The sequence below is a fragment of the Streptomyces sp. NPDC003327 genome (assembly GCF_053589515.1).
The window spans coordinates 198,203-221,839 of record NZ_JBSFSA010000003.1; the positions used below are offsets into that span (position 1 = coordinate 198,203).

Sequence of the window (23,637 nt, forward strand, 5' to 3'; positions counted from 1 at the left end):
CGACGCTGGAGCCCCGGCCGGGAGACCGCCGGGGCTCTACCCTTGCCCGGGTGATCGTCGAAGCGCTCCCCCGCACGGAAGCCCACGCCCTCCCCGGCGCGCTGCTCACCGAACTCACCGCGCTCCACGCGTCGAACCGGGAGTTCCAGCAGCTCAGCGGCGACTTCCCGGACCCGGACGACATCCGGCCCGAACAGGTCGCCGCCGCGCTCGCGGACGAACTCGCCGAGCCGACCGCCGAGGTGCTCCTGGCCCGCTCCGAGGGCCGGCTCGTCGCCGTCGCCGTCACCCTCGGCCGCCACCCCGACCCGGCCGACCCCGACCCGTGGCTCGGCCTCCTGATGGTCCACGGCGCGGAACAGCGCGCGGGGTACGGGCGCCGCCTTACCGCCCACGTCGAGGACCGGTTCCGCGCGGAGGGCCGCACGGGGCTGCGGCTCGCCGTCCTGGAGGAGAACGCGAAGGCGCTGGCGTTCTGGCGGGCCCTCGGCTACGAGGAGACGGACCGCCGCCGGGACCGCGCGCACGGCCGCCCGTGCGTGGTGCTGCGCAAGGACCTCACGGCGCGGGATACCTGACCCCGTTTATCGGGACACCCCTGCGGATCGTCCGGCTTCCTCAGGGGCGTCCGGCTTCCCGTCCCCGTGGAGCCAGACGGCCCACAGGTCCCCGAGGTCGCGGCCCGCCACCTCCTCCGCGTACGCCGTGAAGTCGTCCGTCGAGGCGTTGGCGTGGCGGTACGTCGCGGGCCAGCCGCGCAGGATCTCCGCGAAGGCCTCCTCGCCGACGGTCTCCCGCAGCTTGTGGAGGACCATCGCGCCCCGCTGGTAGACCGGCGGGTCGAAGAGGTTCTCGGCGGTGGGCGGATCGGCGGGCGGGAAGGCCCAGTTGTCGGGGTCGGCGAAGGCCCGCTCGAAGCTCGTGCGCAGCGGGACGTCCGCCGTCTCCTCCGCGTCGATCCACTCGGCGTACGTGGCGAAGGCCTCGTTCAGCCACAGGTCCCGCCAGGTGGCGGGCGTCACCGAGTTGCCGAACCACTGGTGGGCCAGCTCGTGCACGAGGGTCGGCCGGTCGAAGGAACCGGCCGGGAAGACGGGCCGGGTCTGGGTCTCCAGGGCGTAGCCGAGGGCGTCGTCCGACAGGACGACCGCCCCGGCGGCCGCGAACGGGTACGGCCCGAAGTGCTCCACCTGCGCGGCGAGGATCCCGGGGATCTCGGCCCGCAGCTCCGCGCTGTCGGCGGCCACGGACTCCTCGGCGGCGGTGACGACGGGCACCGAGCCGAGGGCGGTCGCCGTCCCCGTCTCGTACCGTCCGACGGCGACCGTCGCGAGATAGCTCGCCATCGGCTCGGCCGCCCGCCAGACGGTGGTGGTGCGGCCGTCGGCGGCCCGCTTCTCCGAGGTCAGCACGCCGTTCGACAGGGCCCGCAGCCCGGCGGGCACGGTGAGCGTGACGGTGTACGCGGCCTTGTCGGAGGGGTGGTGGTTGCCGGGGAACCAGCTCGTGGAGCCGGCCGGTTCGCCGACGGCGACGACCGACCCGTCCTCGTCGCGCAGCCAGCCCTCCACGGAGCCGTCCGCGTCCGTGATCGGCTCGGGCACGCCGGAGTAGACGACGGTCGTGGTGAACTCCGCCCCGTCTCGCAGCTCTTCGCGGGGCCGGAGGGTGAGTTCGTTCCCGGCGCGGCTGACGGCGGCCGCCGCGCCGTCGACGGTCGCCCGGTCGACGGTCAGCCCGGCCAGGTCGAGGTTGAAGGCGCTGAGGTCCTGGGTGGCGCGTGCGGTGATCTCGGCGGTGCCGTCGACGCGGCCGCTGGCCGGGTCGTAGGCGAGGTCGAGGGCGTAGTGGGTGACGTCGTAGCCGCCGTTGCCGAGCCTGGGGAAGTACGGGTCGCGCAGCCCGGCGGCGCCGGGAGTCCCGCGGACGCCGCCGTCGCCGGTGCAGCCGCCCGCGAGGAGCGCGAGGGCGGTGAGGCCCGCGGCCAGGGCCGCCGCCGCGCCCGTCCGACCGCCCGTGGTCCGGCCGCGCTGGGTCAGGCCGCCCGTGGTCCGGCCGCGCTGGGTCCGGTTGCGCTCTGTCACGGGTCGATCCTAAGCAGCCCGTACGAAGAACGGGGAAAGGGGCGAACGGTGACGGCGCCCGGCGGGGGTCCGGGCGCCGTCACCGGCTCAGGGGGTGTCGCCTCGACGTCAGTTGAGGGCGGCGACGCCGGCCCGGGCGAACTTCTCGTCGAGGTCGCCGGAGGGGGCGCCGGCGACGCCGATGCCCGCGATCGGGGCGCCCTTGGCGGTGACGGGGGCGCCGCCGCCGAGGAAGAGGGTGCCGGGGATGTCCTTCAGGTTCGGGGCCTGGGCGAGGCGGCCCGCGAGGACGGAGGTGGGGGCGTTCCAGGAGACGGCCGTGTACGCCTTGCGCTCGGCGGACTCGTAGGACTGCGGGCCCGCGCCGTCGCCGCGCAGGGTGACGACGGTGTTGCCGTTGCGGTCGACGACGGCGACGGAGACGCGCTGGTTCTCCTTCTCGGCGGCGTCGAGCGCGGCCTGGGCGGCCTTCGTCGCGGCCTCGATCGTCAGGTGCGTCGACTGCTGGAGGTTGTCGTTGTCGGCGTCGGCGCGGACGACGGCGGCGGGGGCGGCGGCCGGGGCGGAGGCGTTCGCGGAGACCGCGCCGAAGGTGCCGGCGGCGAGGACGGTGGCGGCGGCGGTGCCGAGGAGGATCTTCTTCTTCACGGAAAGCTCCCGGAGGTGAGGGTGGAGGTGGGGATGGAGGTGGAGGTGGCGGTGCGGGTGGGGCCGGCGGTTCGTTCCGTCGCCCTGCCTCCATCCTGTGGCCGGGCCCCGGGCCCTCCGGTCCACGGTCCGGCTGCCCTCCGCGCGCCCACCGGACGACCCCCGGGTCAGCCGATCGGTTGATGCCCGCCTGGTCCCGACGGGTCACCATGGATACGTATCCCCAGGTCACACGGTCGGGGGCAGGACAGGGACGCCGGTCCCCCGGGAGCCGGCCCGACGCAGAGGAGGCCGGACCGTGACGTGGCCCCCGAATCCCCCGCACGCGGCACGCCCCCCGCACGGCGGGCGCCCCCCGCGGGACGCACCGACCCCGTACGGCGAGCGCCCCCCGCACGATCCCGACGCGCGCTGGCTCGCGCGCGTCATGCACATCGCCTTCTTCCTGCTCCTCGGCGCCTCCCTCGCCCGCTTCCTGCTGCGGCACGAGTGGGAGGACCGCAGCCCGTGGATCATCGCCCTCACCGGGGCGCTCGCCTCCCTCTACCTCCTCGGGCCGGTCCTCGGCACCCGCGCCACCCCGCGCCGCATCGCCTGGCTGTGCACGGTCGTCGCCGTCTGGGTCGTCCTCGTCGTCCTCGCGCCCAGCTTCGCCTGGTGCGCGGTGCCGCTCTTCTACACCGGCCTGCGCACCCTGCCGCCGCGCGCCGCGCTCGTCCTCGTCGCCCTGCTGACCGCGTTCGTCGTCTTCGCGCAGGTGCAGCTCTCCCACGGCGGCTGGGACCCGAACCTGATCGTCGCCCCGCCGGCCGTCGCCGCCATCGCCACCGGCGTCTTCGTCCACGCCGAACGCCAGGCCGAGCGGCAGCGCGCCCTCATCGAGGACCTGATCCGCACCCGGCGCGAACTCGCCGCCACCGAGCGCCGCGAGGGCACCCTCGCCGAGCGCCAGCGGCTCTCCATGGAGATCCACGACACCCTCGCGCAGGGCCTGTCCAGCCAGCAGATGCTGCTCCAGGCCGCCGACCGCACCTGGGACGGCGACCCGGCGACCGCCCGCCGCCACGTCCGTACCGCCGAGTCCATCGCCGTGCGCAACCTCGCCGAGGCCCGCCGCTTCGTCCACGACCTGGCCCCCGCCGACCTCGCCGAGGGCGGCGGCCTGGAGGAGGCGCTGCGCGGGCTCGCCGCCCGCGAGGCAGCCGACTTCCGGGTCGACGGGGCCGCGGTGCCGCTGCCCGACCGCGTCCAGTCGGCGCTCCTGCGGATCGCGCAGGGCGCCCTCGCCAACATCCGCGAGCACGCCGCCGCCGACTCCGCCGCGCTGACCCTCACCTACCTCGACGACCAGGTCGTCCTGGACATCGCCGACGACGGCAGCGGCTTCGACCCGGCCGAGCCGCGCGCCGACGAGGGCGTGCGCGGCCACGGCCTCCCGGCGATGCGGGTGCGAGCGCGGCAGCTGGGCGGCACCCTGACCGTGGAGTCCGCCCCGGGCGAGGGCACCGTGCTCTCCGCCTCGATCCCGCTCGCGCCCCCGACCCGCCAGGAGGTCCGTCCGTGACCGTACGCATCCTGCTCTGCGACGACCACGTCGTCGTCCGCGCCGGACTGCTCGCCCTGCTCGGCAGCACCCCCGACATCGAGGTCGTCGGCGAGGCCGGCAGCGGCGAGGAGGCCGTCGCGATGGCGGCGAAGCTGAGGCCGGACGTCGTCCTGATGGACCTCCAGCTCGGCCCCGGCATCGACGGCGTGGAGGCGACCCGGCGGATCGCGCCGACCGGCGTCCACGTCCTCGTCCTCACCACGTACGACACGGACGCCGACATCACGCGGGCGATCGAGGCGGGCGCGACCGGCTACCTGCTGAAGGCGGAGCGGCCCGAGGAGCTGTTCGCGGCGATCCACTCCGCCGCCCAGGGGCGCACGGCCCTGTCGCCGCCGGTCGCGAGCCGGGTGATGGACCGGATGCGGGGCGCGGCCGGGCCGAGCCTGACGGACCGGGAGCGGGACATCCTCGGCCAGCTGGCGCACGGCCTCGGCAACCGCGAGATCGCGCGCGCCCTGTTCATCAGCGAGGCGACCGTGAAGACCCACCTGGGCCGGATCTACGCGAAGCTCGGCGTCGACACCCGCGCCGGCGCCGTGGCGGTCGCCAAGGAACGCCGTCTGCTGCCCTGAGACTGCTACTGTGCGTTGCCGTTCCAGCGCACAGTGTCATGTCCTCGTTGGGGAGCGCACGTGAAGATCACCGTCGTCGGTGGCGGGCCCGCCGGCCTGTACCTCTCGATCCTGCTGAAGCGGCAGGACCCGGACCACGACATCACCGTGTACGAGCGGAACCCCGCGGGCTCCACGTACGGCTGGGGCGTCACCTACTGGGCCGGGCTCCTCGACAAGCTGCGCGCGGGCGACCCCGAGTCCGCGGCGGCCGTCGCCGCCGCCTCCGTCACCTGGACCGACGGCGTCGCGATCGTCCGCGACGAGCGGACCGTCCACCGCGGCGACGCCGGTTTCGGCATCGGCCGCCGCCGGATGCTGGCGCTCCTCGCCGACCGGGCCGAGGAGCTCGGCGTGCGGGTCGCGTTCGAGCACCCGATCGGCGGCCCCGACGCGCCCGAACTCGCCGGCGCCGACCTCGTCGTCGCCGCCGACGGCATCCACAGCGTCCTGCGCGAGGCCAGGGGCGCCGCCCGCTTCGGCAGCGAGGTCACCTCCGGCCGCAACACCTACATCTGGCTCGGCACCACCAAGGTCTTCGACTCCTTCAGCTTCGCCTTCAAGGAGACCGACCACGGCTGGATCTGGTGCTACGCCTACGGCTTCAGCGGCGAGCAGTCCACCTGCGTCGTCGAGTGCTCCCCGGAGACGTGGACCGGTCTCGGTCTCGACACCCTCGGCGAGGCCGACAGCCTCGCCCTCCTGGAGAAGCTCTTCCACGACCTCCTCGACGGCCACGCCCTCATCGGCCGCGCCCAGGCCGACGACAGCGCCCAGTGGCTCACCTTCCGCACGCTCACCAACCGGGTCTGGCACGACGGCAACCTCGTCCTCCTCGGCGACGCCGCCCACACCACCCACTACTCGATCGGCGCGGGCACCACCCTGGCCCTGGAGGACGCGCTCGCCCTCGCGGCCGCGCTGCGCGCCCACCCCGACCTGGAGACGGCGCTCACCGCGTACGGCAGACGGCGACGCGCCGAACTCGTCTCCGCCCAGAGCGCGGCCCGCTACAGCGCCCGCTGGTACGAGAACCTGCCCCGCTACATGCGCCTGGAGCCGGACCGGATGTTCGCGCTCCTCGGCCAGCGCCACTCGCCGCTCCTGCCGTACGTGCCGCCGCAGCTCTACTACCGGATCGACCGGGCCGCCGAGCAGCTGGAGCCCCTGCGCCGCCTCAAGCGCTGGCTGGGCCCCCGGGTCGCCCGGGCGGTGCACGGCCGCGGCTGAGCCCGCGGGCGGGGCCGGGGGCCGCCCGGTGCGGCGGGCGGCGCGGGCCGGGGCCATGACACCATCGGTCCCGTGCTCGACATCGGCTACTCCCTCTCGCGTCGCTTCCCCGACCCCCCGCAGACCGACTACCGGCGCGCGGACGTCCACGCCCTGCGCCACGACCTCTTCTGCGGCGACGTCTACCTCGCCGACACCGAGGCGGACCGCGAGGTGTCCACGGCCTGGGGATGGGTGCCGGTCCTCGACTTCGCCTGGGCGCTGTGCGACATCGTCGAGCGGCTCGACCGCGACCCGCGCGGCAGCCGCGCCTCCCAGCCGCAGTACGCCGAACTCGACTTCACCGAGTCCGCCGACCGCATGCTGTTCGAGCGCCGCTTCGGCTGGGTCGACGTCGAGGCCGACTGGATGCCCGGCGACGAACCCCCGCTCACCTTCAGCCACGCCGCCCTGCGCCGCGAGGCCCGCGACTTCCTGCACGACCTGATCGCCGACCTCACCGACATGCACGAGGGCCTCGCCGACAACCCGGCAGTCTGGGACCTCCAGGCCCGCTTCCCCCGCCTGCCCTGACGCCCCCCGGGGGCCCTCCTACGCGTCCTCCACCCGCACCCCCAGCCGCGCCGCGAGCACCGGCGCCAGGTCGAGCAGCTGCGCCGGCGAGATCACCGCGCCCGCCAGCGACTCCACCCCCCGCGCGATGTCGATCCGCTGCGCGCCCCGCAGGTCGACGTCCGCCAGCCGCGCCCCCGAGAAGTCCGCCCCGAGCAGCACGCAGTCCACGAACTCCACCCGCTCCAGGCGGGCGCCCCCGAAGTCCGGCTCACTCAGCACACACCCCTCGAAGACGACGTCCTTCAGCTTCGCCGCCCGCAGGTTCAGATAGTCCCCCTTCCCTCCTCTGACCAGCACTCTCTCCCACACCGAGCCGTGCAACTGCACCCCGCCCAACCGGGCGTCGACCAGCTCCACGTCCCGCAGCTGCGCCCCCGCGAGGTCGGTGCCCACGCCCCGTACGCCGGTCAGCAGCGAGTCCAGGAACCGCGCGCCCGTCAGCCGCGCCCCGTCCAGCCCGCAGTCGCGCAGCGCGCAGTCCAGGAACCGCGCGCCCTCCCCCGAGGCGCCCGCCAGGTCGAGCCCCGTCAGCTCCAGGCCGTCGTAGTCGCCGTCGGGCGCCAGCTCCCCCTCGTACGGGTCGAGGGGTGGTAGCCGCAGCTCCGGGCGGCGCGCTTTCGGGACCGTCTTCCGCTTCATGCCCCCATCGTGACGCACGTCACTGACATCGCCCCGCCCCGCTGTCACGAACCGGCCCCCCTGTCCGGTCCCCCCTTCAGAACCCCTGCCCGGGCGCCCGGGCCGAGGGACCCGCACGAGGACGAGGAGACCGACATGACAGGCACGCTCACGATCGTCGGCGGCGGCTTCGCCGGACTGACCGCCGCCATCACCGCCGCCGAGGCCGGCGCCTCGGTGACCCTGCACGAGGCCCACCGCACCCTCGGCGGCCGGGCCCGCACCGCCACCGGCCCGTACCGCACCAACGAAGGCCCCCACGCCCTTTACGACGGCGGCCCCCACTGGACCTGGCTCGCCCAGCGCGGCCTGCTCGGCCCCCTCGCCCCGCTGCCGCCCGCCGAGGGGCTCCGCTTCCGCTTCCACCGCGACGGGGCCCTGCACCGCACCCCGCCGCTCGGGCTGCTGCGCCAGATCCTGCGCGGCGCCGAGCGGGCCCCCGTCGACGTCGACTTCCGCACCTGGGTCACCGGCCTCGCGGGCGCGCGCACCGCGCGCGTGGCCGCCGCCTACAGCGGGGTCGCCCTCTTCCACCACGACCCGGGCTCGCTCTCCGCCCGCTTCGTGCAGGAGCGCCTGCACCGGGCGGGCTCCCTGCCGCCCGAGGCGCACTACATCCGGGGCGGCTGGGGCGAGCTGATCGACCGGATGGCCGCCCGCGCCCGCGAACTCGGCGTACGCGTCGAGACCTCGTCCCGCGTCGACGCCCTGCCCGTCGCCGACGGCCCGGTCGTCGTCGCCACCGCCCTGCCCGCCGCCGCCCGGCTCCTCGACGACCCGACCCTGACGTGGGAGAGCGGGCGCACGCTCCTGCTCGACCTGGCCCTGAGGACCCGTAAGGGCGACCCGTTCGTCGTCTCCGACCTCGACGCGCCCGGCTGGATCGAGCGCTTCACCGCCCAGGACCCCTCGCTCGCCCCCGCCGGGCAGCAGCTGATCCAGGCCCAGCTGCCCCTCGGCCCCGACGAGCCGAGGTCGGCGGGCGTCGCCCACGCCGAACGCCTCCTCGACCTGGGCTTCCCCGGCTGGCGCGACCGGACGGAGTGGCGCCGGGAGTCCGTCTCCCAGGGCCGTACGGGAGCGGTCGACCGGCCCGGTACGACCTGGCGCGACCGGCCGGCGATCGACCGGGGCGACGGGGTGTACCTGGCGGGCGACCAGGTGGCGGCGCCGGGCGTCCTGTCGGAGGTCTCCTTCACGAGCGCGGTGGAGGCGGTGTCCCTTGCGCTCCGGCACGCCCGGTACGCACCGTCGGGGCGGGCTGGGCACGGCCCCCGGGGCGGGCGGTCCCTCCGGACCACCACCCCCTGACCCCTTGACCTCAAGCATGGTTGAGGTCAGAGGCTGTTCAGCGCGTCCAGGATCACCGACGCCCGAACGAAGGAGAACCCGCCGTGCACGCCATCCGCCTCCACGCCTTCGGCCCCGCCGAACACCTCACCTACGAGGAGACCCCCGACCCGACCCCGGGCCCCGGCCAGGTCCGCATCAGGGTCGCCGCCTCCGGCGTGCACCTCCTCGACACCGCCCTCCGCCAGGGCGCGACGGGCCCCTTCCCCGCCCCCGCCGAGCTCCCCACCGTCCCCGGCCGCGAGGTCGCCGGGACCGTCGACGCCCTCGGCGAGGGCACCGACCCCGCCTGGCTCGGCAAGCGGGTCGTCGCCCACCTCGGCATGGCCCCCGGCGGCTACGCCGAACTCGCCGTCACCGACGCCGCCCGCCTCCACGAACTCCCCGACGGGCTCGGCGAGGCGGAGGCCGTCGCCATGATCGGCACCGGCCGCACCACCCTCGGCATCCTCCAGTTCACGGACCTCGGCCCCGAGTCGGTCGCCGTCGTGCCCGCCGCGGCCGGCGGCATCGGCACCCTCCTCGTCCAGTACGCGAGGAACACCGGCGCCACCGTCATCGGCCTCGCCGGCGGACCCGAGAAGGTCGCCCGGGTCCGCGCCAACGGCGCCGACCTCGCCGTCGACTACACCCGCACCGACTGGCCGGACGAGGTCCGCGCGTACCTCGCGGACCTGGGCCGTACCGCCACCGTCGTCTTCGACTCCGTCGGCGGCGACACCGGCAGGGCCGCCGTCGACCTCCTCGGGAAGGGCGGGCAGCACCTCGTCTTCGGCTGGTCGGGCGCCGGACTCCACGACGGCGAGCCCCTCACGTACACCCCCGAGGAACTCGCCGAGCGCGGCATCACCTCGGAGTCCGTCCTCGGCCCCGTCATGATCCAGAAGGCCGGCGGCGACATCCGCGCCCTCGAACTCGCCGCCCTCGCCGCCGCGGCCGACGGCACCCTCCGCCCCGCCGTCCAGCGCTTCCCCCTCGCCGAAGCGGCGAAGGCCCACCGCGCCCTGGAGACCCGGGGCACGATGGGCAAGGTGGTGCTGATCCCGTAGGGGTCCCCAGGGGTCCCCCACGGATCCGGGAGAGACGGCTCAGACGCCGAGCACGTCCCAGGAGTGCGCCTTGAACTCCTTCCGGAAGTCCGCGTGGTCCTCCCACATCCGGGCGATCGAGCGCAGCACGTCCCAGTTGTGTTCGAGGGCCTGGTCGACGACCTGGCGCAGCTCCGGCGCCGACTCCCGCTTCTCCAGGAGCCCGTTCACGGCCGAGGCCGCCTGCACGGTGTAGCGCAGCGCCCGCAGCGCCCGGGAGGTGTCGTCCATCCCGAAGCCGTGATCGCTTCCGTTCTCCGGGTCGAAGAGCGGCGTCAGCCGCGCCTCGACGAAGCCGGTGATCCGCTGGAAGCGCTGCTCGATGTCCTTGTCCATGGCTCCTTCCTACACCTCCGCCCCACCCAGCTTCGCCAGCGCCCCGTCCGTCAGGCGGTAGACGGTCCACTCGTCCTGCGGGCGGGCGCCCAGCGACTCGTAGAAGTCGATCGACGGCTTGTTCCAGTTCAGGACCGACCACTCCAGGCGCTCGTAGCCGCGCTCCACGCAGATCCGCGCCAGCTCGGTCAGGAGCGCCTTCCCGTGCCCGCCGCCGCGCAGCTCCGGCCGCACGTACAGGTCCTCCAGGTAGATGCCGTGCACCCCGCGCCACGTCGAGAAGTTGAGGAACCAGAGCGCGAAGCCGGCCACCTCGCCCGTCTCCGTCTCGGCGATGTGCGCGTAGGCGGCCGGGCGCTCGCCGAAGAGCGCCTCGTGGAGCTGCGCGGGCGTGGCGTGGACCTCGTCGAGGGCCTTCTCGTACTCCGCGAGGGCGAGGACGAGTTCGTGGATGACGGGGACGTCGGCAGGTGTGGCGGTACGGATCATGGCCCAAGCCTGCCCCGCCCCGCCCCGTCCTGTCACACCCCTTCCGTCACACCCCTCCCGTCACCCGCCTCCGATGACGCCCCTCCCGTCACATCCCTCCCGTGACGCCCCTCCCGCCGTCAGGTCCGCCTGGCCAGGAGGACCCGCGCGACGGCCTGCTGCTCCGGGGGGAGCGCCGGGCCGCCGCCCTCCACGTTCCACAGGCCGTTCTGCAGCACCCGCCCCAGCGTCCAGGCGCCCGCCCGGCCCCGGTCGAGGCCGAGCCGCTCCGTCAACAGGTCGAAGCGCCACAGCAGCTCGGCCGGGTCGGCGCACTCCCGCGAGACCAGCGCCGGCAGCAGCTCGAACCCCGGGTCACCGGCCAGCGGCTTCGGGTCGATGGCCAGCCAGGGTTCGCGGACGGCCCCCAGCACGTTGCCCTCGTGCAGGTCCCAGTGCAGCAGCCGGTCCCCCGGCTCGGCCACCACCTCGCGCACCGCCGCCGCACAGTCGAGCAACAGCGCCCCGACCCGTACGCCACCCCCCTCCTGTACACCACCGCCCAGGCCCCCGCCCCCGTCCCGTACCCCGAGCCGCTCCGCCGCTCCCGGGGCGCGGTCGAGCATCCGCGCCGCGACGTCCCCGAGCCGCCGCAGCCCGGGCGGCGCCGGCACCGCCGAGAGCCGGGCCAGCACCTCCCCCAGGATCCGTACGGCCTCCCGGGCGTCGGGCAGCGCCGACAGCGGCCGCGTCTCGTCGAGCCGCTCCAGGAGCATGGTCCCGGTGCCCGCGTCGTACGACAGGAGCCGCACGGCCCCCTCGCCCGCCCAGGCCCGCAGCGCGACCGGCTCGCCCTCCGTCTCCTCGTCGACGAGCTGCAGCTTCAGCGCGGCCGGCGTGCCGTCGCCCCGCTCCACCGGCAGCACGAGCGCGGCCACCCCGCACATCGGCTTCCCGGTCGCCCGCAGCCCCCACCGCTCCAGGAACTCCGCCGCCCGCCCCGGCAGCGCGGCCACGAACGCCCGCCCCGCCTCCCCGTTGAACTCCGCCTGCGACTGGGCCAATTGCTCCGGTACGCGCATCACGCCCCGAGCCTAGGCCGTTCAGCCGGCCACCGCCCGGTCCCCGCGCCCACGCCGCACACCGTGACCGCGCACGGCCGCACCGGTAGCCTCCCGCCCACGCACCCGGAAGAGGGATAGAGATGAGCACGGTCAACGGCGGTATTTCGTTTTGGTACGCGCAGGAGGGCGCCCCCGCGCCCCGCGAACCGCTCCCCGGCGACACCACCGCCGACGTCTGCATCGTCGGCGGCGGCTACACCGGCCTGTGGACCGCCTACTACCTCAAGAAGGCCGTCCCCTTCCTCAACATCACCGTCCTCGAAGCCCACTTCTGCGGCTACGGCGCCTCCGGCCGCAACGGCGGCTGGCTCTACAACGGCATCGCGGGCCGCGACCGCTACGCCAAGCTCCACGGCCACGACGCCGCCGCGCGCCTCCAGCAGGCCATGAACGCCACCGTCACCGAGGTCCTCGACGTCTGCGAGGCCGAGAAGATCGACGCCGACCAGCACCGCGGCGGCGTCCTCGAAGTCGCCCTCGGCCCCGCCCAACTCGCCCGCCTCAAGGCCTTCCACGCCACCGAGGTCGCCTTCGGCGAGACCGACCGCGAGCTGTACGGCGCCCGCGAGACCGCCGCCCGCGTCCGCGTCGCCGGCGCCGTCGGCTCCTCCTGGTCCCCGCACGGAGCCCGCCTCAACCCGCTGAAGCTGGTCACCGGCCTCGCCGCCGCCGTCGAGGCCCTCGGCGTCACGGTCCACGAGTCCACCCCGGTCACCGAGATCAGGCCGAAGCACGCCGTCACCCCCTACGGCACGGTCCGCGCCCCCTACGTCCTGCGCTGCACCGAGGGCTTCACCGCCTCCCTCGCGGGCCAGCGCCGCACCTGGCTCCCCATGAACTCCTCGATGATCGCCACCGAGCCGCTCACCGACGCCCAGTGGGACTCCATCGGCTGGACCGGCCGCGAGGCCCTCGGCGACATGGCCCACGCCTACATGTACGCCCAGCGCACCGCCGACGGCCGCATCGCCCTCGGCGGCCGCGGCGTCCCGTACCGCTACGGCTCGAAGACCGACAACGACGGCCGCACCCAGCCGCAGACCGTCGAGGCCCTCCGCGACATCCTCGTCCGCTTCTTCCCGCAGCTCGCGGGCGTCGGCATCGCCCACGCCTGGTCCGGCGTCCTCGGCGTCCCCCGCGACTGGTGCGCCACCGTCACCCTCGACCGCTCCACGGGCCTCGGCTGGGCGGGCGGCTACGTCGGCTCGGGCGTCGCCACCGCCAACCTCGCCGCCCGCACCCTGCGCGACCTCGTCCGCGAGGACTCCGGCCAGTCCGGCCCCACCGAGCTGACCACCCTCCCCTGGGTCGGCCACAAGGTCCGCAAGTGGGAACCCGAACCGCTGCGCTGGCTCGGCGTCCAGACCATGTACGCGGCCTTCCGCGGCGCCGACCGGCGCGAATCCACCGCCCCCACCCCGGCCACCGACCGCGTGGCCGTCCTCGCCAACCGCCTCAGCGGCCGCTGAGACCAGCCGGGGGCTGGGCCCCAACGGCGGCCGGGAACGGCGCGGGGCCGGCCCGGAGATCCGGACCGGCCCCGCCCCGCAGGACTTCGACTTCGACTGCGACTTCGGCGCGTCAGAACAGCAGGCCGTACGAGGTGCCGGGGAGCTCGCCCCAGCCCGTACCGACCCTGATCCGGCCGGAGTAGGGCGCCGTGGTGCTGCCCGTCCCCTTGTACAGCCAGAACACGCCCGCGCCGTCACGCGCGATCAGGTCCGCCCGGCCGTCGTCCGTCAGATCGCCGGGAGCCGACACCACCGGGTACGCGCCCCAGCCCGTACCGATCTTGACGCGGGCCGCGAACGGCGCCGTGGCGCTGCCGGTGCCCTTGTACAGCCACAGCACGCCCGAGCCGTCACGCGCGACCAGGTCCGCCCGGCCGTCCCCGGTGAGGTCGCCCGCACCGGTCAGCTGGTTGTACGCCTGCCAGCCGGCGCCGATCCGCGTACGGGCCGACAGCGGCGCGGTGGTGCTGCCGGTGCCCTTGTACAGCCACAGCACGCCCGAGCCGTCACGCGCGACGAGGTCCGCCCGGCGGTCGCCCGTCACATCGGAGACGCCCGTCAGCGCGTTGTAGATGCCCCAGCCCGTACCGGCCTTGACCCGCGCCGTGAACGGGGACCAGGCGTCACCGGTCGTCCGGTAGTACCAGAGCGCACCGGCGCCGTCGCGAGCGATCACGCCGCCGCCCGTCGCCTGGACGGTGATCGGCGCGAGCTTGGTGATCTGGTTGTAGATGTGCCAGCCGGTGCCGACCTGCTCGTTCCAGTCCCGGAACGGCTCGGTGGCCAGTCCGGTGCCGTGGTGCCAGAACAGCCGGCCGCTCCTGTCCCGCGCGACCATCGCGTGGTGCGGGGGCACGGGCCGCGAGGACTGCACCGCGAAGACGCTGCTCTTCTCGGGGTTGCCGGTGCCGAAGGTGTACACCTCGTACGACGCGTACGCCTCGATCTTCCAGGCGGCCGCCGTCGCCCCGGCCTTCAGCGTGTACGACACGGTGACGTCGGTCGCCGGACCGGAACCCGGGTCGACGGTGCACCAGACACCGCCGTAGTCGAGGTCCTCGGTGTGGTCGCACTCGGCGATGCCGGAGCTCGCCGTGACCCCGGTGATCGTGACCTGGGTCTCTCCCTCCTCCCAGTCCCGCATGCCGGGCGCGGGCGCGAACGACACGTCCAGCCGGCCCTTGTCGATCGCGTGGACGGTGACCGACTGCGTGGCGCTGCCGCCCGCCGGGACGGCCGGGGTGCTGAGCGCGAGCGTGTTCTTGGCGACCTCGGCCGCCGACTTCACCGTCACCTTGCGCGCGGCGTGCCGCCCGTCCTCGGGCAGGCTCCCGACGGTCTGCGCCTCCTTCACGGCCCGCGCCAGGTCGGCGCCGCGCGGGGCGTAGACGGCGCCGTAGTACAGCGTCGTCCCGTGCGCGGCGGTCGCGGCGGCCGAGACGGCGATTCCCGGGAACGGGTTGTCGTCGTTCATCGGGCACGCGAACACGCCGACCTGCTTGACCGTGCAGGACCCCATGTCGTCGAGCGCGACCCCGGCGGGCAGCCCGCCCTTGGCGAACGTGGGATCGGTGAGCGGCGCCTTGCTGAGCGCGTAGACGAGGGTCCCGTCGGGAATCCCCCCGACGCTCTCCGGCGACAGGTCGGCCCAGCCCTCCCCGGGCTGCAGCACCTGGTCCGCGATGGTGAACTCGATGAACTCGTCGGCGGCCACGGCCGACCCTGCCGTACCGGTCACCAGACCGGCCACCAGCAGAGCGGCCGTCCCCCCGAGAGCGACGATTCTTCGCACGACGTCAGTCCTCCGAACTTCGGCGCGCCCCCGAGGGACCCGCCGTACTGCGACAGGAAACGGGAGCACCCGCGAGGCGGCCCCGCCCCACGACACGCCAGGCGATCCCCCCACCCTGGCCGCCCGCGCAAGCTACCCCACCCCCACGGGGCCCCCACGGGCGCCCCCGAGCTGCGGCCGTCAGCCGCCCCGAGGAACGACGCCACCCGCGCGGTCGCCGTACTCGTCCTGCCGGAACCCGGAAGCCTCCCAGGTCAGATCCACGGGCTGCCCGACCGCCGACGCGCGGAACCCCTCCATCCCGACGCCGGAGCAGCGCCCCCAGCCCCCGGGAGTCTCACCGGGTCGCCCCCTCTGCGAAGAGGGCGAGCCGCCCCACGTGGGGTACGTCAAAGGCCCCGTACCGCGATCCCGGTCCGGGGCCTTCGTCATGCCTGCCTGGAGCCCCCTGTCGGGTTCGAACCGACGACCCCGCTTTACAAGTTTGATCAGTCCTCGGCGCAGCCGAGGAGCCACCCAGAACGGTGCGACCATACGGGCTCGCTGGCACGATGCTCCCATGGTTGACCTGGAGCGAATCAAGGCGGAGAGCGTGGCGTACTTCCGATCCCTTGACGAAGGGGCCACCCTGCGGCACCACTTCCGCCACGTCGACGAGGAGGGCGGCTTGTGGTACTTCGAGGCCGTACCCGACCGCGGCGAGTTGGTCGCCATCAAGCAGGCCGAGCTGACTCCGGCCGGCCGGCTTCACCGGTACAGCTGGGAGCACATGGAGGACGTGCACGGTTTCCTGACGGACCAGGCGATCGACCCTGAGGAGGATCCGCTGGAAGGTATCCCAGCCGAAGAGTTCCAAGAGATCTGGAACCGGTGAACGCACCGAACAGCCTCTGCGCGAGAGCGTGAGGGCGGGACCATGCCTGACCTGCACAGATAACGGGGTAGCTGATCGATGATCCAGAGCCCGTCGATGCCTCTCGTTCCCCCTGGTTCCCCGCACGTTCTGGCACGGATGCGGCACGGTCCCAGACGGCGCCTGGCAGGGGCTTCGGGGCTGGCCTGGGCAGCGGGGTGTCAGTGGCCGTGCCTAGCATCCGGCCGTGAGCATGATTGGTGAGTACTTCCGTGTGACGGCGGCCGAGCTGGAACGCTCGATGGAGGACCCGGACTGGGCCCTCGACTACATCGATGGGATCCGGGTCGTCGAGGAAGAGGCTGAACCCTCGTCGGCCATGGCCCGTCATTTCTCCACGTACCAGGCGTGGCACCTCTTGGACTTCCTCTTGAAGCGCTCCGGTTTTCCGGTCGACGTCATCCATGGGGAAGAAGCCTTCGAGAAGGCCGACGACTGGGGTTACGGCCCGCCGCGCTACCTCACCGCGGATCGGGTTCGCCTCGGCGCCGAAGCTCTGAGCGGCTTGACTTATGACCAGCTTCTCGGCGGAGTCGACCCCGCAGAACTACATACGGCGGAGATCTACCCACTGATCTGGGAGGACCACGCCTCACTGGAGTGGGCCAGGGACTGGTTTGCCGGCCTGACCGGGTACTTCAAGGCAGCTGCCCGAGAAGGACACGCAGTCATCATCTGGCTGGACTGACTGTGGGCCTGGTTGGAAACCAGGCCCACAGGTGATCCGGAACCCGCGCCGACTTCTTCGTCCCGAAGCAACTCGGGTGGGGCCGGTTCCTTGGAGACGGTGGCGCTGACGCGTTGCCAGTCGCCGCAGCCTACGGCGGCGCTGTCCCGCTGCGCGCTGCTGAGCTTTCACGATGGCGACTGTCTGTGGATCACTGACCAGGTCGTAGTCGTGCATCAGGAGCGCGTCGTCATCCCCGGCCAGCAGGTATCGCAGCGTGCTGATATGGCGCTCAGGGCCGGTGAGTAGTCGCTTGGGCTCCAGCCAAGCGGCCAGGCCACCGTCGTGTTCCAGCATGGGACCACCGTAGTCAGGCAACTCGGTGATGTCGCGACAGTCCGACGGAGCAACCGGCGTCTCCGGGGACGTGCACTTCCACGACCTCCTAGGCGGCACGGCCGTGATCATGCAGAAGGGCCGGCGACAGGGGGGGAGTCCCCCTGTCGCCGACCCTTCGCCGTGAGCCCCCTGTCGGGTTCGAACCGACGACCCCCGCTTTACAAGTTCGGCCGAGCGGCACCCATAGGGCTCCGGGCCGGGCGCGGTCCTGTTCTGGACGACCGCCTAGCACTGTCGTCGTCCGGTGCCGTTGATGTCAGCGGTGGATGTCAGGCTGCACCGTACGAGTTGCTGTCACCAGTCGCGCCAGGCGTCTGTGATCTCGGCTCGGTTGATGCCTCTCCTTGCTGCCAGAGCAGCCACGTCCACACCGTGCTCGCCCAGGGTGAGGTCGATGTACTCGCACAGTTGCTCCCGCTCGTCGGTGCAGTAACCGGCGCCATCGTGGCCAGGGTCTTCGTCAACAGCGTTGAGCGCGAGAACGACCCTCTCCACCGCTCCGAAGACCTCGTCGTCGGAGGGACTCGTGAGCCCACGCACCTCCGCCTCGAATGCCTCCAGCGCCGAGTCGGTCGCCCTCAGAAACGAGTCGGGGTATATCTCCGCAGCGTCGGCGCACTCGGGCCCCAGGATCCCGGCCTCGACGTCGCGGGCTACCTGCGCCATCCAGGCACGCCAGTTCTCAGGAGGTCTTTTCGCCATGGCGAGAAGGTATGCCGAAGCACTGACAACCCCGCCTAACGGTTGATGGGGATCTCGTAGACGATCTCGCAGAGTGCGACGGGCACGACGATGTCAGCGGTCTCCACGGGCCGGCCCTGGTCGCTGTAGTACGTCCGCCGGATGTGGGTGACGAGCGCGGCCTTCTGGATCCCGAGAAGTGAGGCTTCTTCGGTGGTGGCCTGCCGGGGCTCGGGCTGCTCGACGGCATGGCTGACGGTCACGCCGATCTCGGCCATCCGGTTCACGACACCAGCGCCGGCATGCGGTCCACCCTCCGGAAGGACGACGAGGGTCCCGCCGGTGAGGTCGTACGGCTCCCAGCTCGTCGACAGCTGCACGGGCCGTCCGTCGGCGAGGAACTCGTACACGGTCCGGACGCACAACTCGCCCTCACCGATCCCGAGCCGCGCAGCGATCTCCGCCGGCGCGGGCACCTTCGCATCGGTCCGGCTCTCCCAACCGCCGTTCCGCCCGACGGCCTTCATGTCCGCCCGGAACGGCGAGCCGTCCGGCTGCTCGCGCGCCGCGGACCGCACCATCCGCACTCGCTGCCGGGGCTCGGCGACATAGGTTCCGGACCCGGCCCGCCCCTCCAGCACGCCCTGGGAGATCAGCAACTCCTGGGCTCGGCGAACGACGTTCTCGCCCACCCCGCACTCCTGGCCGATCTGGGCCCGCGAGGGCAGCCGGTCTCCAGGGGTCCACTCGTGCTCCGCGATCCGCCGCCGCAGTTCGTCGGCGATGCGGAGGTATGGCGGCTGCTCAGGCATATGGAAAATCTAGTCCACTAGCTCTAACCTAGTTAACTAGCTTCACTGAAAGTGATCGCCGGTGACGGAGGCTGCCCTGTGCCTGCTTCAGAAGTAAGCGCGGAGGCCCTCGCCGCCCGGCTGTCCGCCCTGGGACTCACCACACGCGTGCTGGATCACACCAGACACACGTCGATCGAAGCGGAGGTACCGGAGACCCTCACCGCCGAGACATGGCGGGAGGTCCTGGAAGTCCTGGCACAGGCAGACCGCTTCGGCCTGCTCGCCACCAGCCTGGGCGGCCGAACCCTCTGGGCCGCCGTGAACAAAGCGGTCCCCGCGACAGGCGACGTCCGGGGACCTGGCCATCAGCGATAGGAGCTGATCAGCATGTTCAACCGTATCCGTCGCGCGCTCCGGCCCACCGGAGCGCGGCACGCCCGAAACTCCCGCCGCTACACGGCTTTACCCCTCAGCATCCAGTTCGGTCCGGACACGATCCGCGGCGAGGAGACCGTCCTGGTCCGACCGTATGTCCCGCCCGTCGAACGCCTCCTCACGTTCGCGGAGGCCATCTGATGCCCCTTCCGAAGACGCCCCCGTACCGCTCGTCCGCATGCCGAATCGGCACGCACCACGAGTGCGCTCACTCCTCTCCGGCGACGGCCCCGGTCGACATCCCCGTGACCTACGAGGCGTGCGCCTGCCCCTGCCACACGCCGAGCACTCACGCGCCCCGCACGGAGGCGACGGCATGAAGCCTTGGGCCCCGAACGCTGCCGTGGCCGCCCCCATCGAAATCACCTCGCTCAACGTCCAGCGAGGCGATGTCATCCAGATCGGCGGTATGCCCTGCCGCGTGGCCGACCTCCGACAACTCCCCCTCGGAGCAGAGTGCCTTCTCTTCGAAACGGGCGAGCAACTGACGATGCACCCCCGCACCCGCCTGGTCGCCCTCCGCGTCCACAGAAGGTGGTGACCGCTCCATGCCCACGCTCCGCGACACCATCGCCGAAAACCTGCGTGCCCAGATCACCGCCGGCAGCCCACATGCTCGGCTTCCGCGGCCACTTCTCCACCAAGTCCCGTCGCTACTCGGCCACCCTCGGCGCCCTCCGTCAGATCCGCGCCGACTACTGCGCCGCTCAGGACCGCATGGACGCCGACCCGGACACCGTGCTCGTCCTCGCCTCCTGGCGGTACGCCGGACACGGCCGCAGCCCCGGCGAGGCCGCCCTCGCCGCGACCATCTCGCGCGGAATCCAGCTCAACCGCCAGACCGCACGGGAAGCCCTGCGCGACCAACTCGTACCGGAAGCACCGGAAGGAGCCGCGGCATGACCACCGCCACCACCGACGAACTGCTGACCGTGCCCGAGGTCATGGCCCGGCTCAAGCTCGGACGCTCCACCGTCTACAACCTCATCCGCTCGCGCCGCCTCACCTCGATCACTGTCGGCCGCGCCCGCCGCGTCCCGGTCTACGCCGTACGGGACTTCATCTCGTACGAGATCAGGGAAGCCGCATGATGGCCACGCAGCGCAAGCGCAACCCCCAACGGGGCCGGCACCATCACCCAGCGGAAGGACGGACGCTTCCAGGCCGCCGTCTATGTCCTCCAGCCCGACGGCACCCGCGCCCGGAAGTTCGCCTACGGCAAGACCTGGGCCGAGTGCGACACACAGCGCCGCGCGCTCCTCGACAAGGTCGCGAGCGGCACCCCCGTGCCCACCCGTTCGGCGAAGCTCTCCGAGAGGCTGGCGTACTGGTTGGAGAGCGTCGTCCGGCCGCGCCGCAAGCTCAGCACGTACGACAAGTACGAGGCGCACGTGCGGCTCTACCTCTCCCCCATGCTCGGCACGAAGCGGCTGGAGTCGCTGAGCGTCCCCGACGTCCGGCGCTTCCTGCTCCAGTTGGAGAAGAAGACGACCACCGCCACCGCCAAGGAGTCCCACCGCGTGCTGCGTACGGCCCTCTCCGCCGCCTGCCGGGAGGAGCTGATCGTCCGGAACGTCGCCAAGCTCGTGGAGCCGCCCAGGGCCGCCGCACGCGACCTGAGCCCGTGATCCCTCGACGAGACGCTGGACTTCCTCGCCGCCGCCCGCCGGGACCCGCTGCACGCCGCCTTCGTGCTCGCCATTGCGATGGGACTCCGCCGGGGCGAGATCGTCGGACTGCGCTGGAACGACATCGACCTGGAGAACCGCGTCCCCCTAGTCCGCCAGCAGGTTCAGCGGCGCCGCGGAGTGCTCTACAACGACGAGACCAAGGGACGTCGCTCCCGCGCGATTCCACTCCCGCCATGTGCCTGGCTCCTCTGCGCTGGCGTCGGATGCGTCAGAAGGCGACGTACGAAGCGGCCGGCACGGAGTGGACAACCGCGGGCTACGGCTTCGCCACCCGCACCGGCCGCCTCGTCGAGCCCCGCAACGTCCACCGGTCCTTCGTCCGCGTCAGCGAGGCCGCCGGGCTCCGGCTCATCCGCCTCCACGACACCCCGCACGGCTGCGCGACGCTCCTCACCGCCGCCGGCGTCGCGCCCCGCGTCGTAATGGAGATCCTCGGCCACAGTCAGATCAGCCTGACCACGGACGTCTACACCCACGTCGTCCAGGACACCCAGCGCGAGGCCATCAGCCACATGGACCGGCTGCTCAAGCGGAAGCGGCCCGATCGCCACCGTTGATGTGACGCTTCATGCCAAGACCCTCAACCACCGTCGGTTGGGGGTCTTCGCGTCACCCCTGGCGTCCCGGCCACCCACACGCCCGTTCGCGTGTCCCAACGGCGTGGCGACATACCCGTCCACGCTCCTGCGGGTGCCATGGTGAAGATGACTCGAACTCTCGGCACCGAGCGGATCCGTCGTATTAGACATCGGCGTGCAGCAGGACAACGTCGGCGGCAGCAGGACCGCCGGGACGGCCCCCGTGGTCCTATGCATAGCAACCGTCGAGAATGGATTGGGCTCGTTGCGGTGAGCCTGCCGGGTCTTGCAGCACTTACCGCACTGCTCTTCACCTGGGTACAGGTCGGTCAGGCCAGTAGAGAACTACAGATCAGTGAGCAGGGGCAAATCACAAACCGGTTCAACGCTGCAATCGGCAATCTGGGATCAGAATCCATGGATGTGCGCCTCGGAGGGATCTACGCCCTGCAGCGCATCATGCAGGACTCCGTCCGCGACCACCCCACGATTGTCTCGGTCCTAGCTGCCTACGTACGCCAGCATGCCCCCCTCCCCAGTGAAGGCACGCGGCCGCAACAACCTGCGTCGGCAGAGCAGGAGCCCTCCGCTGACGTCCAGGCTGCGATGACCGTGCTGGCGGACCGCCTCCCCGACCGCGACACGGGACCGACGCTTGATCTGCAACGCACCGATCTACGCGGCCTTAAATTCAGGATCGGGAAAGGGCGTAGTCTCGCCTTCCGGGGAGCGGCCTTCTCGTCAGCGAACCTCCGTGGCGCAGCCATGGCAAATTCGGACCTCCGTGAGGCCCTTTTCGACGATGCTGACCTCCGTGAGGCGCAGCTGTTCAACTCGGATCTCACCGGTGCGTACATGGTCGGTGCAGATCTCACCGGCACGTTGCTCTGCGTGGAGATCACAGGAACAGGCGTGAGTGACCGAGGTCAGCACCGATGCGCGGCCCTGGAAAGAGCATCACTGCAGGGAGCAAAACTGACCGGTGTCGACCTGGCCGGCGCACAGCTTGCCCGCGCCGATCTGAGCGCTGCCGACCTCACGGGCGCCGACCTGACTGACGCAGACCTCACAGGCGCCGACCTGACTGACGCAGACCTCACAGGCGCCGACCTGACTGACGCAGACCTCACCGGTGTGAAGTTCACAGGGGCCAAGCTGGACGGGGTCCGCGGGCTGCCGGCACCGTAGCCCTGACCTACTTGGCTTTCTTGGCTCCGTGTTTTCTGCTCTGCGGGGTCTGCCTCGCCCCCCTGAGCTCTGACTTCACAGAAGTTGAGTCAGAACCCGATCTCGTGGATAAAGCCAGACGGCAACGTGCAAGCAAAGACCCGACAGGACGGCGCCCTCTGTCGTAGGTGCCTGACAGGATCCCGAACGTGATAGCCATCGAAGATCTCGTTCCCCGCGTAGCGGCGAAGGCCAAGGCCACTTCTACGGCCTTGCCTCCCGCCGCCACCGCCGAGGAGGTTGCCGAGGCAGAGGCAGTTCTCGGCTTCGCGCTCCCGCCCCTGCTGGCGAGCCTGTACCGGGAGGTGGCCAATGGTGGCTACGGCCCCGATTACCAGCTTCTTCCGCTGGTTGGGCCAGGGCGTACGGCGCTGAGCGAGTACCAGTCCAAACGGTCCGCCTCGGCCGAGGACGAGGCACCGTACTGGCCGGTGGGCGTGCTGCCGATCCTCGACTGGGGCTGCGCCATGTACGCCGCGGTGGACTGCCTCAGCGAGACCGCCACGGTCCTCCTCTTCGACCCGAACGCCATGACGAACGAGGGAGCCGCCGCCTGGTTCGTCGACGCCGGGAGTCTGGCCGAGTGGCTCGAAACCTGGCTCGCCGAAACAGGCTGGTACCGGGAAGACGCCGACGAGTACGAAGACGTGGCGGAGCCGACCCCGTGGGAGATGGCCGCCTCCCGCATCGCGGAATGAACGAACCGCGGGATGGCCGCTGAGCTCACTCGGTGGGGCGGCTCCTCGCGCGAAAGCGGCCCGGGGGCCGCCCCGACTGTGGCTGAGTGCGCTGGATGCCTGTCTGGCCCGACCCCGTGCTCACCGCGGGGTCGAGTCAGTGGAACCAGACGACGAGACGCACGTTCTCCGCGCCGTGGACTTCGCCGAGGATGCGCATGACGCTCCAGACGCGGCCCCAGTCGGTGTCGGTCCCTGCGGCCGATGCACGACTTTCGTGTGCCGGAGGCGTCCGTCTCCTGCCAGTCGGTGGCGGACAGCTCGGCCCAGGTCACCCGTGTCGTCCCGTACACGGAGTCGGTGCCGCCGTAGCCCGCGAACTCACGGCGCAGCCCTTCCGACGCGTCATCCGGAAAGCCACGGTCCTCAGC

General features: G+C 72.3%; 24 protein-coding genes, 1 tRNA gene and 2 pseudogenes. 17 read left to right on the forward strand and 10 right to left on the reverse strand.

All coding sequences use genetic code 11. The annotated features are described in order from the left end of the window. Nucleotides 1-50 precede the first annotated feature (50 nt). Nucleotides 51-578, forward strand: a complete 528-nt coding sequence (locus tag ACWDVG_RS04060) for a GNAT family N-acetyltransferase (RefSeq protein WP_451695935.1) — start codon at nt 51-53, stop codon at nt 576-578. Nucleotides 579-584: 6 nt separating this feature from the next. Here the strand turns inward: ACWDVG_RS04060 and ACWDVG_RS04065 are convergent, their stop codons facing one another. Then, a complete protein-coding gene (locus ACWDVG_RS04065) occupies nt 585-1,988 on the reverse strand; it encodes a M1 family metallopeptidase (protein WP_451696174.1) in 1,404 nt (467 codons plus the stop codon). A 204-nt stretch (nt 1,989-2,192) separates the two neighbouring features. Further along, nucleotides 2,193-2,732, reverse strand: a complete 540-nt coding sequence (locus tag ACWDVG_RS04070) for a GlcG/HbpS family heme-binding protein (protein ID WP_451695937.1) — start codon at nt 2,730-2,732, stop codon at nt 2,193-2,195. A 427-nt stretch (nt 2,733-3,159) separates the two neighbouring features. Between ACWDVG_RS04070 and ACWDVG_RS04075 the strand changes: the two genes are divergently transcribed. The 4 genes from ACWDVG_RS04075 to ACWDVG_RS04090 all read left to right on the forward strand — a co-directional run bounded on the left by ACWDVG_RS04075 (nt 3,160) and on the right by ACWDVG_RS04090 (nt 6,755). Further along, on the forward strand, nt 3,160-4,296 hold the full coding sequence (locus ACWDVG_RS04075; RefSeq protein WP_451696176.1) for a sensor histidine kinase: 1,137 nt from the start codon (nt 3,160-3,162) through the stop codon (nt 4,294-4,296). After that, on the forward strand, nt 4,293-4,913 hold the full coding sequence (locus ACWDVG_RS04080; protein ID WP_451695939.1) for a response regulator: 621 nt from the start codon (nt 4,293-4,295) through the stop codon (nt 4,911-4,913). The genes ACWDVG_RS04075 and ACWDVG_RS04080 overlap by 4 nt, the downstream gene beginning before the upstream one ends. A 60-nt stretch (nt 4,914-4,973) precedes the next feature. Next, complete coding sequence (locus ACWDVG_RS04085; RefSeq protein WP_451695941.1) at nt 4,974-6,182, forward strand: FAD-dependent monooxygenase; 1,209 nt, start codon at nt 4,974-4,976, stop codon at nt 6,180-6,182. Between the two features lie 72 nt (nt 6,183-6,254). Next, nucleotides 6,255-6,755, forward strand: coding sequence for a hypothetical protein (locus ACWDVG_RS04090; protein ID WP_451695943.1), 501 nt, complete (start codon nt 6,255-6,257; stop codon nt 6,753-6,755). 18 nt (nt 6,756-6,773) lie between these two features. Here the strand turns inward: ACWDVG_RS04090 and ACWDVG_RS04095 are convergent, their stop codons facing one another. Next, the gene (locus ACWDVG_RS04095) at nt 6,774-7,436 is read right to left on the reverse strand and encodes a pentapeptide repeat-containing protein (RefSeq protein WP_451695945.1); all 663 of its coding nucleotides are present in this window, start codon (nt 7,434-7,436) and stop codon (nt 6,774-6,776) included. A gap of 135 nt (nt 7,437-7,571) precedes the next feature. On the opposite strand from ACWDVG_RS04095, the gene ACWDVG_RS04100 reads away from it, so the two are divergent. Continuing rightward, the gene (locus tag ACWDVG_RS04100) at nt 7,572-8,786 is read left to right on the forward strand and encodes an FAD-dependent oxidoreductase (RefSeq protein WP_451695947.1); all 1,215 of its coding nucleotides are present in this window, start codon (nt 7,572-7,574) and stop codon (nt 8,784-8,786) included. Between the two features lie 83 nt (nt 8,787-8,869). Next, nucleotides 8,870-9,874, forward strand: coding sequence for a zinc-binding dehydrogenase (locus tag ACWDVG_RS04105; RefSeq protein ID WP_451695949.1), 1,005 nt, complete (start codon nt 8,870-8,872; stop codon nt 9,872-9,874). A gap of 39 nt (nt 9,875-9,913) precedes the next feature. Here ACWDVG_RS04105 and ACWDVG_RS04110 read toward each other — a convergent pair whose 3' ends face one another. From ACWDVG_RS04110 to ACWDVG_RS04120, 3 genes are all read right to left on the reverse strand, one after another. Then, complete coding sequence (locus ACWDVG_RS04110; protein WP_451695951.1) at nt 9,914-10,249, reverse strand: hypothetical protein; 336 nt, start codon at nt 10,247-10,249, stop codon at nt 9,914-9,916. 9 nt (nt 10,250-10,258) lie between these two features. Continuing rightward, nucleotides 10,259-10,738 carry an N-acetyltransferase family protein gene (locus ACWDVG_RS04115; protein ID WP_451695953.1) on the reverse strand — a complete coding sequence of 160 codons (480 nt, stop codon included), beginning with the start codon at nt 10,736-10,738 and terminating at the stop codon, nt 10,259-10,261. Between the two features lie 119 nt (nt 10,739-10,857). Further along, nucleotides 10,858-11,799: an aminoglycoside phosphotransferase family protein gene (locus tag ACWDVG_RS04120; protein WP_451696178.1), complete on the reverse strand. Its 942-nt coding sequence runs from the start codon at nt 11,797-11,799 to the stop codon at nt 10,858-10,860. Between the two features lie 122 nt (nt 11,800-11,921). Between ACWDVG_RS04120 and ACWDVG_RS04125 the strand changes: the two genes are divergently transcribed. After that, nucleotides 11,922-13,310: an NAD(P)/FAD-dependent oxidoreductase gene (locus ACWDVG_RS04125; protein ID WP_451695955.1), complete on the forward strand. Its 1,389-nt coding sequence runs from the start codon at nt 11,922-11,924 to the stop codon at nt 13,308-13,310. Nucleotides 13,311-13,422: 112 nt separating this feature from the next. On the opposite strand, the gene ACWDVG_RS04130 is transcribed toward ACWDVG_RS04125, so the two are convergent. Beyond that, nucleotides 13,423-15,144 (reverse strand): FG-GAP repeat domain-containing protein, encoded by a 1,722-nt coding sequence (locus tag ACWDVG_RS04130; protein WP_451695957.1) that lies wholly within the window; start codon nt 15,142-15,144, stop codon nt 13,423-13,425. A gap of 439 nt (nt 15,145-15,583) precedes the next feature. Then, nucleotides 15,584-15,692, reverse strand: a tRNA-OTHER gene (locus tag ACWDVG_RS04135). A gap of 11 nt (nt 15,693-15,703) precedes the next feature. On the opposite strand from ACWDVG_RS04135, the gene ACWDVG_RS04140 reads away from it, so the two are divergent. Together ACWDVG_RS04140 and ACWDVG_RS04145 are read left to right on the forward strand one after the other, a co-directional pair. Further along, nucleotides 15,704-16,018 carry a hypothetical protein gene (locus tag ACWDVG_RS04140; protein WP_451695958.1) on the forward strand — a complete coding sequence of 105 codons (315 nt, stop codon included), beginning with the start codon at nt 15,704-15,706 and terminating at the stop codon, nt 16,016-16,018. 232 nt (nt 16,019-16,250) lie between these two features. Continuing rightward, on the forward strand, nt 16,251-16,745 hold the full coding sequence (locus tag ACWDVG_RS04145) for a YfbM family protein (RefSeq protein ID WP_451696180.1): 495 nt from the start codon (nt 16,251-16,253) through the stop codon (nt 16,743-16,745). A 672-nt stretch (nt 16,746-17,417) separates the two neighbouring features. Here ACWDVG_RS04145 and ACWDVG_RS04150 read toward each other — a convergent pair. Further along, on the reverse strand, nt 17,418-17,789 hold the full coding sequence (locus tag ACWDVG_RS04150) for a hypothetical protein (RefSeq protein WP_451695959.1): 372 nt from the start codon (nt 17,787-17,789) through the stop codon (nt 17,418-17,420). 71 nt (nt 17,790-17,860) lie between these two features. Next, nucleotides 17,861-18,616 (reverse strand): GntR family transcriptional regulator, encoded by a 756-nt coding sequence (locus tag ACWDVG_RS04155; RefSeq protein ID WP_451695961.1) that lies wholly within the window; start codon nt 18,614-18,616, stop codon nt 17,861-17,863. Between the two features lie 78 nt (nt 18,617-18,694). Here ACWDVG_RS04155 and ACWDVG_RS04160 point away from each other — a divergent pair, with 78 nt between their 5' ends. The 7 genes and pseudogenes from ACWDVG_RS04160 (at nt 18,695) to ACWDVG_RS04190 (ending at nt 23,227) form a co-directional block, all read left to right on the forward strand. Continuing rightward, on the forward strand, nt 18,695-18,973 hold the full coding sequence (locus ACWDVG_RS04160; protein WP_451696181.1) for a hypothetical protein: 279 nt from the start codon (nt 18,695-18,697) through the stop codon (nt 18,971-18,973). Between the two features lie 12 nt (nt 18,974-18,985). Then, the gene (locus ACWDVG_RS04165) at nt 18,986-19,174 is read left to right on the forward strand and encodes a hypothetical protein (RefSeq protein ID WP_451695963.1); all 189 of its coding nucleotides are present in this window, start codon (nt 18,986-18,988) and stop codon (nt 19,172-19,174) included. 369 nt (nt 19,175-19,543) lie between these two features. Next, a pseudogene (locus tag ACWDVG_RS04170) lies at nt 19,544-19,936 on the forward strand (replication initiator); the annotation flags it as partial. Continuing rightward, nucleotides 19,933-20,124, forward strand: coding sequence for a helix-turn-helix domain-containing protein (locus ACWDVG_RS04175; protein ID WP_451695964.1), 192 nt, complete (start codon nt 19,933-19,935; stop codon nt 20,122-20,124). The pseudogene ACWDVG_RS04170 and the gene ACWDVG_RS04175, both read left to right, overlap by 4 nt. Next, nucleotides 20,124-21,281: pseudogene (locus tag ACWDVG_RS04180) on the forward strand (tyrosine-type recombinase/integrase). Before ACWDVG_RS04175 ends, ACWDVG_RS04180 begins: the two are co-directional and overlap by 1 nt. A 291-nt stretch (nt 21,282-21,572) precedes the next feature. After that, entirely contained in the window at nt 21,573-22,490 is a 918-nt protein-coding gene (locus tag ACWDVG_RS04185) for a pentapeptide repeat-containing protein (RefSeq protein WP_451695966.1), read from the forward strand. 188 nt (nt 22,491-22,678) lie between these two features. Beyond that, nucleotides 22,679-23,227, forward strand: coding sequence for an SMI1/KNR4 family protein (locus ACWDVG_RS04190; protein ID WP_451695968.1), 549 nt, complete (start codon nt 22,679-22,681; stop codon nt 23,225-23,227). Nucleotides 23,228-23,637 lie beyond the last annotated feature (410 nt).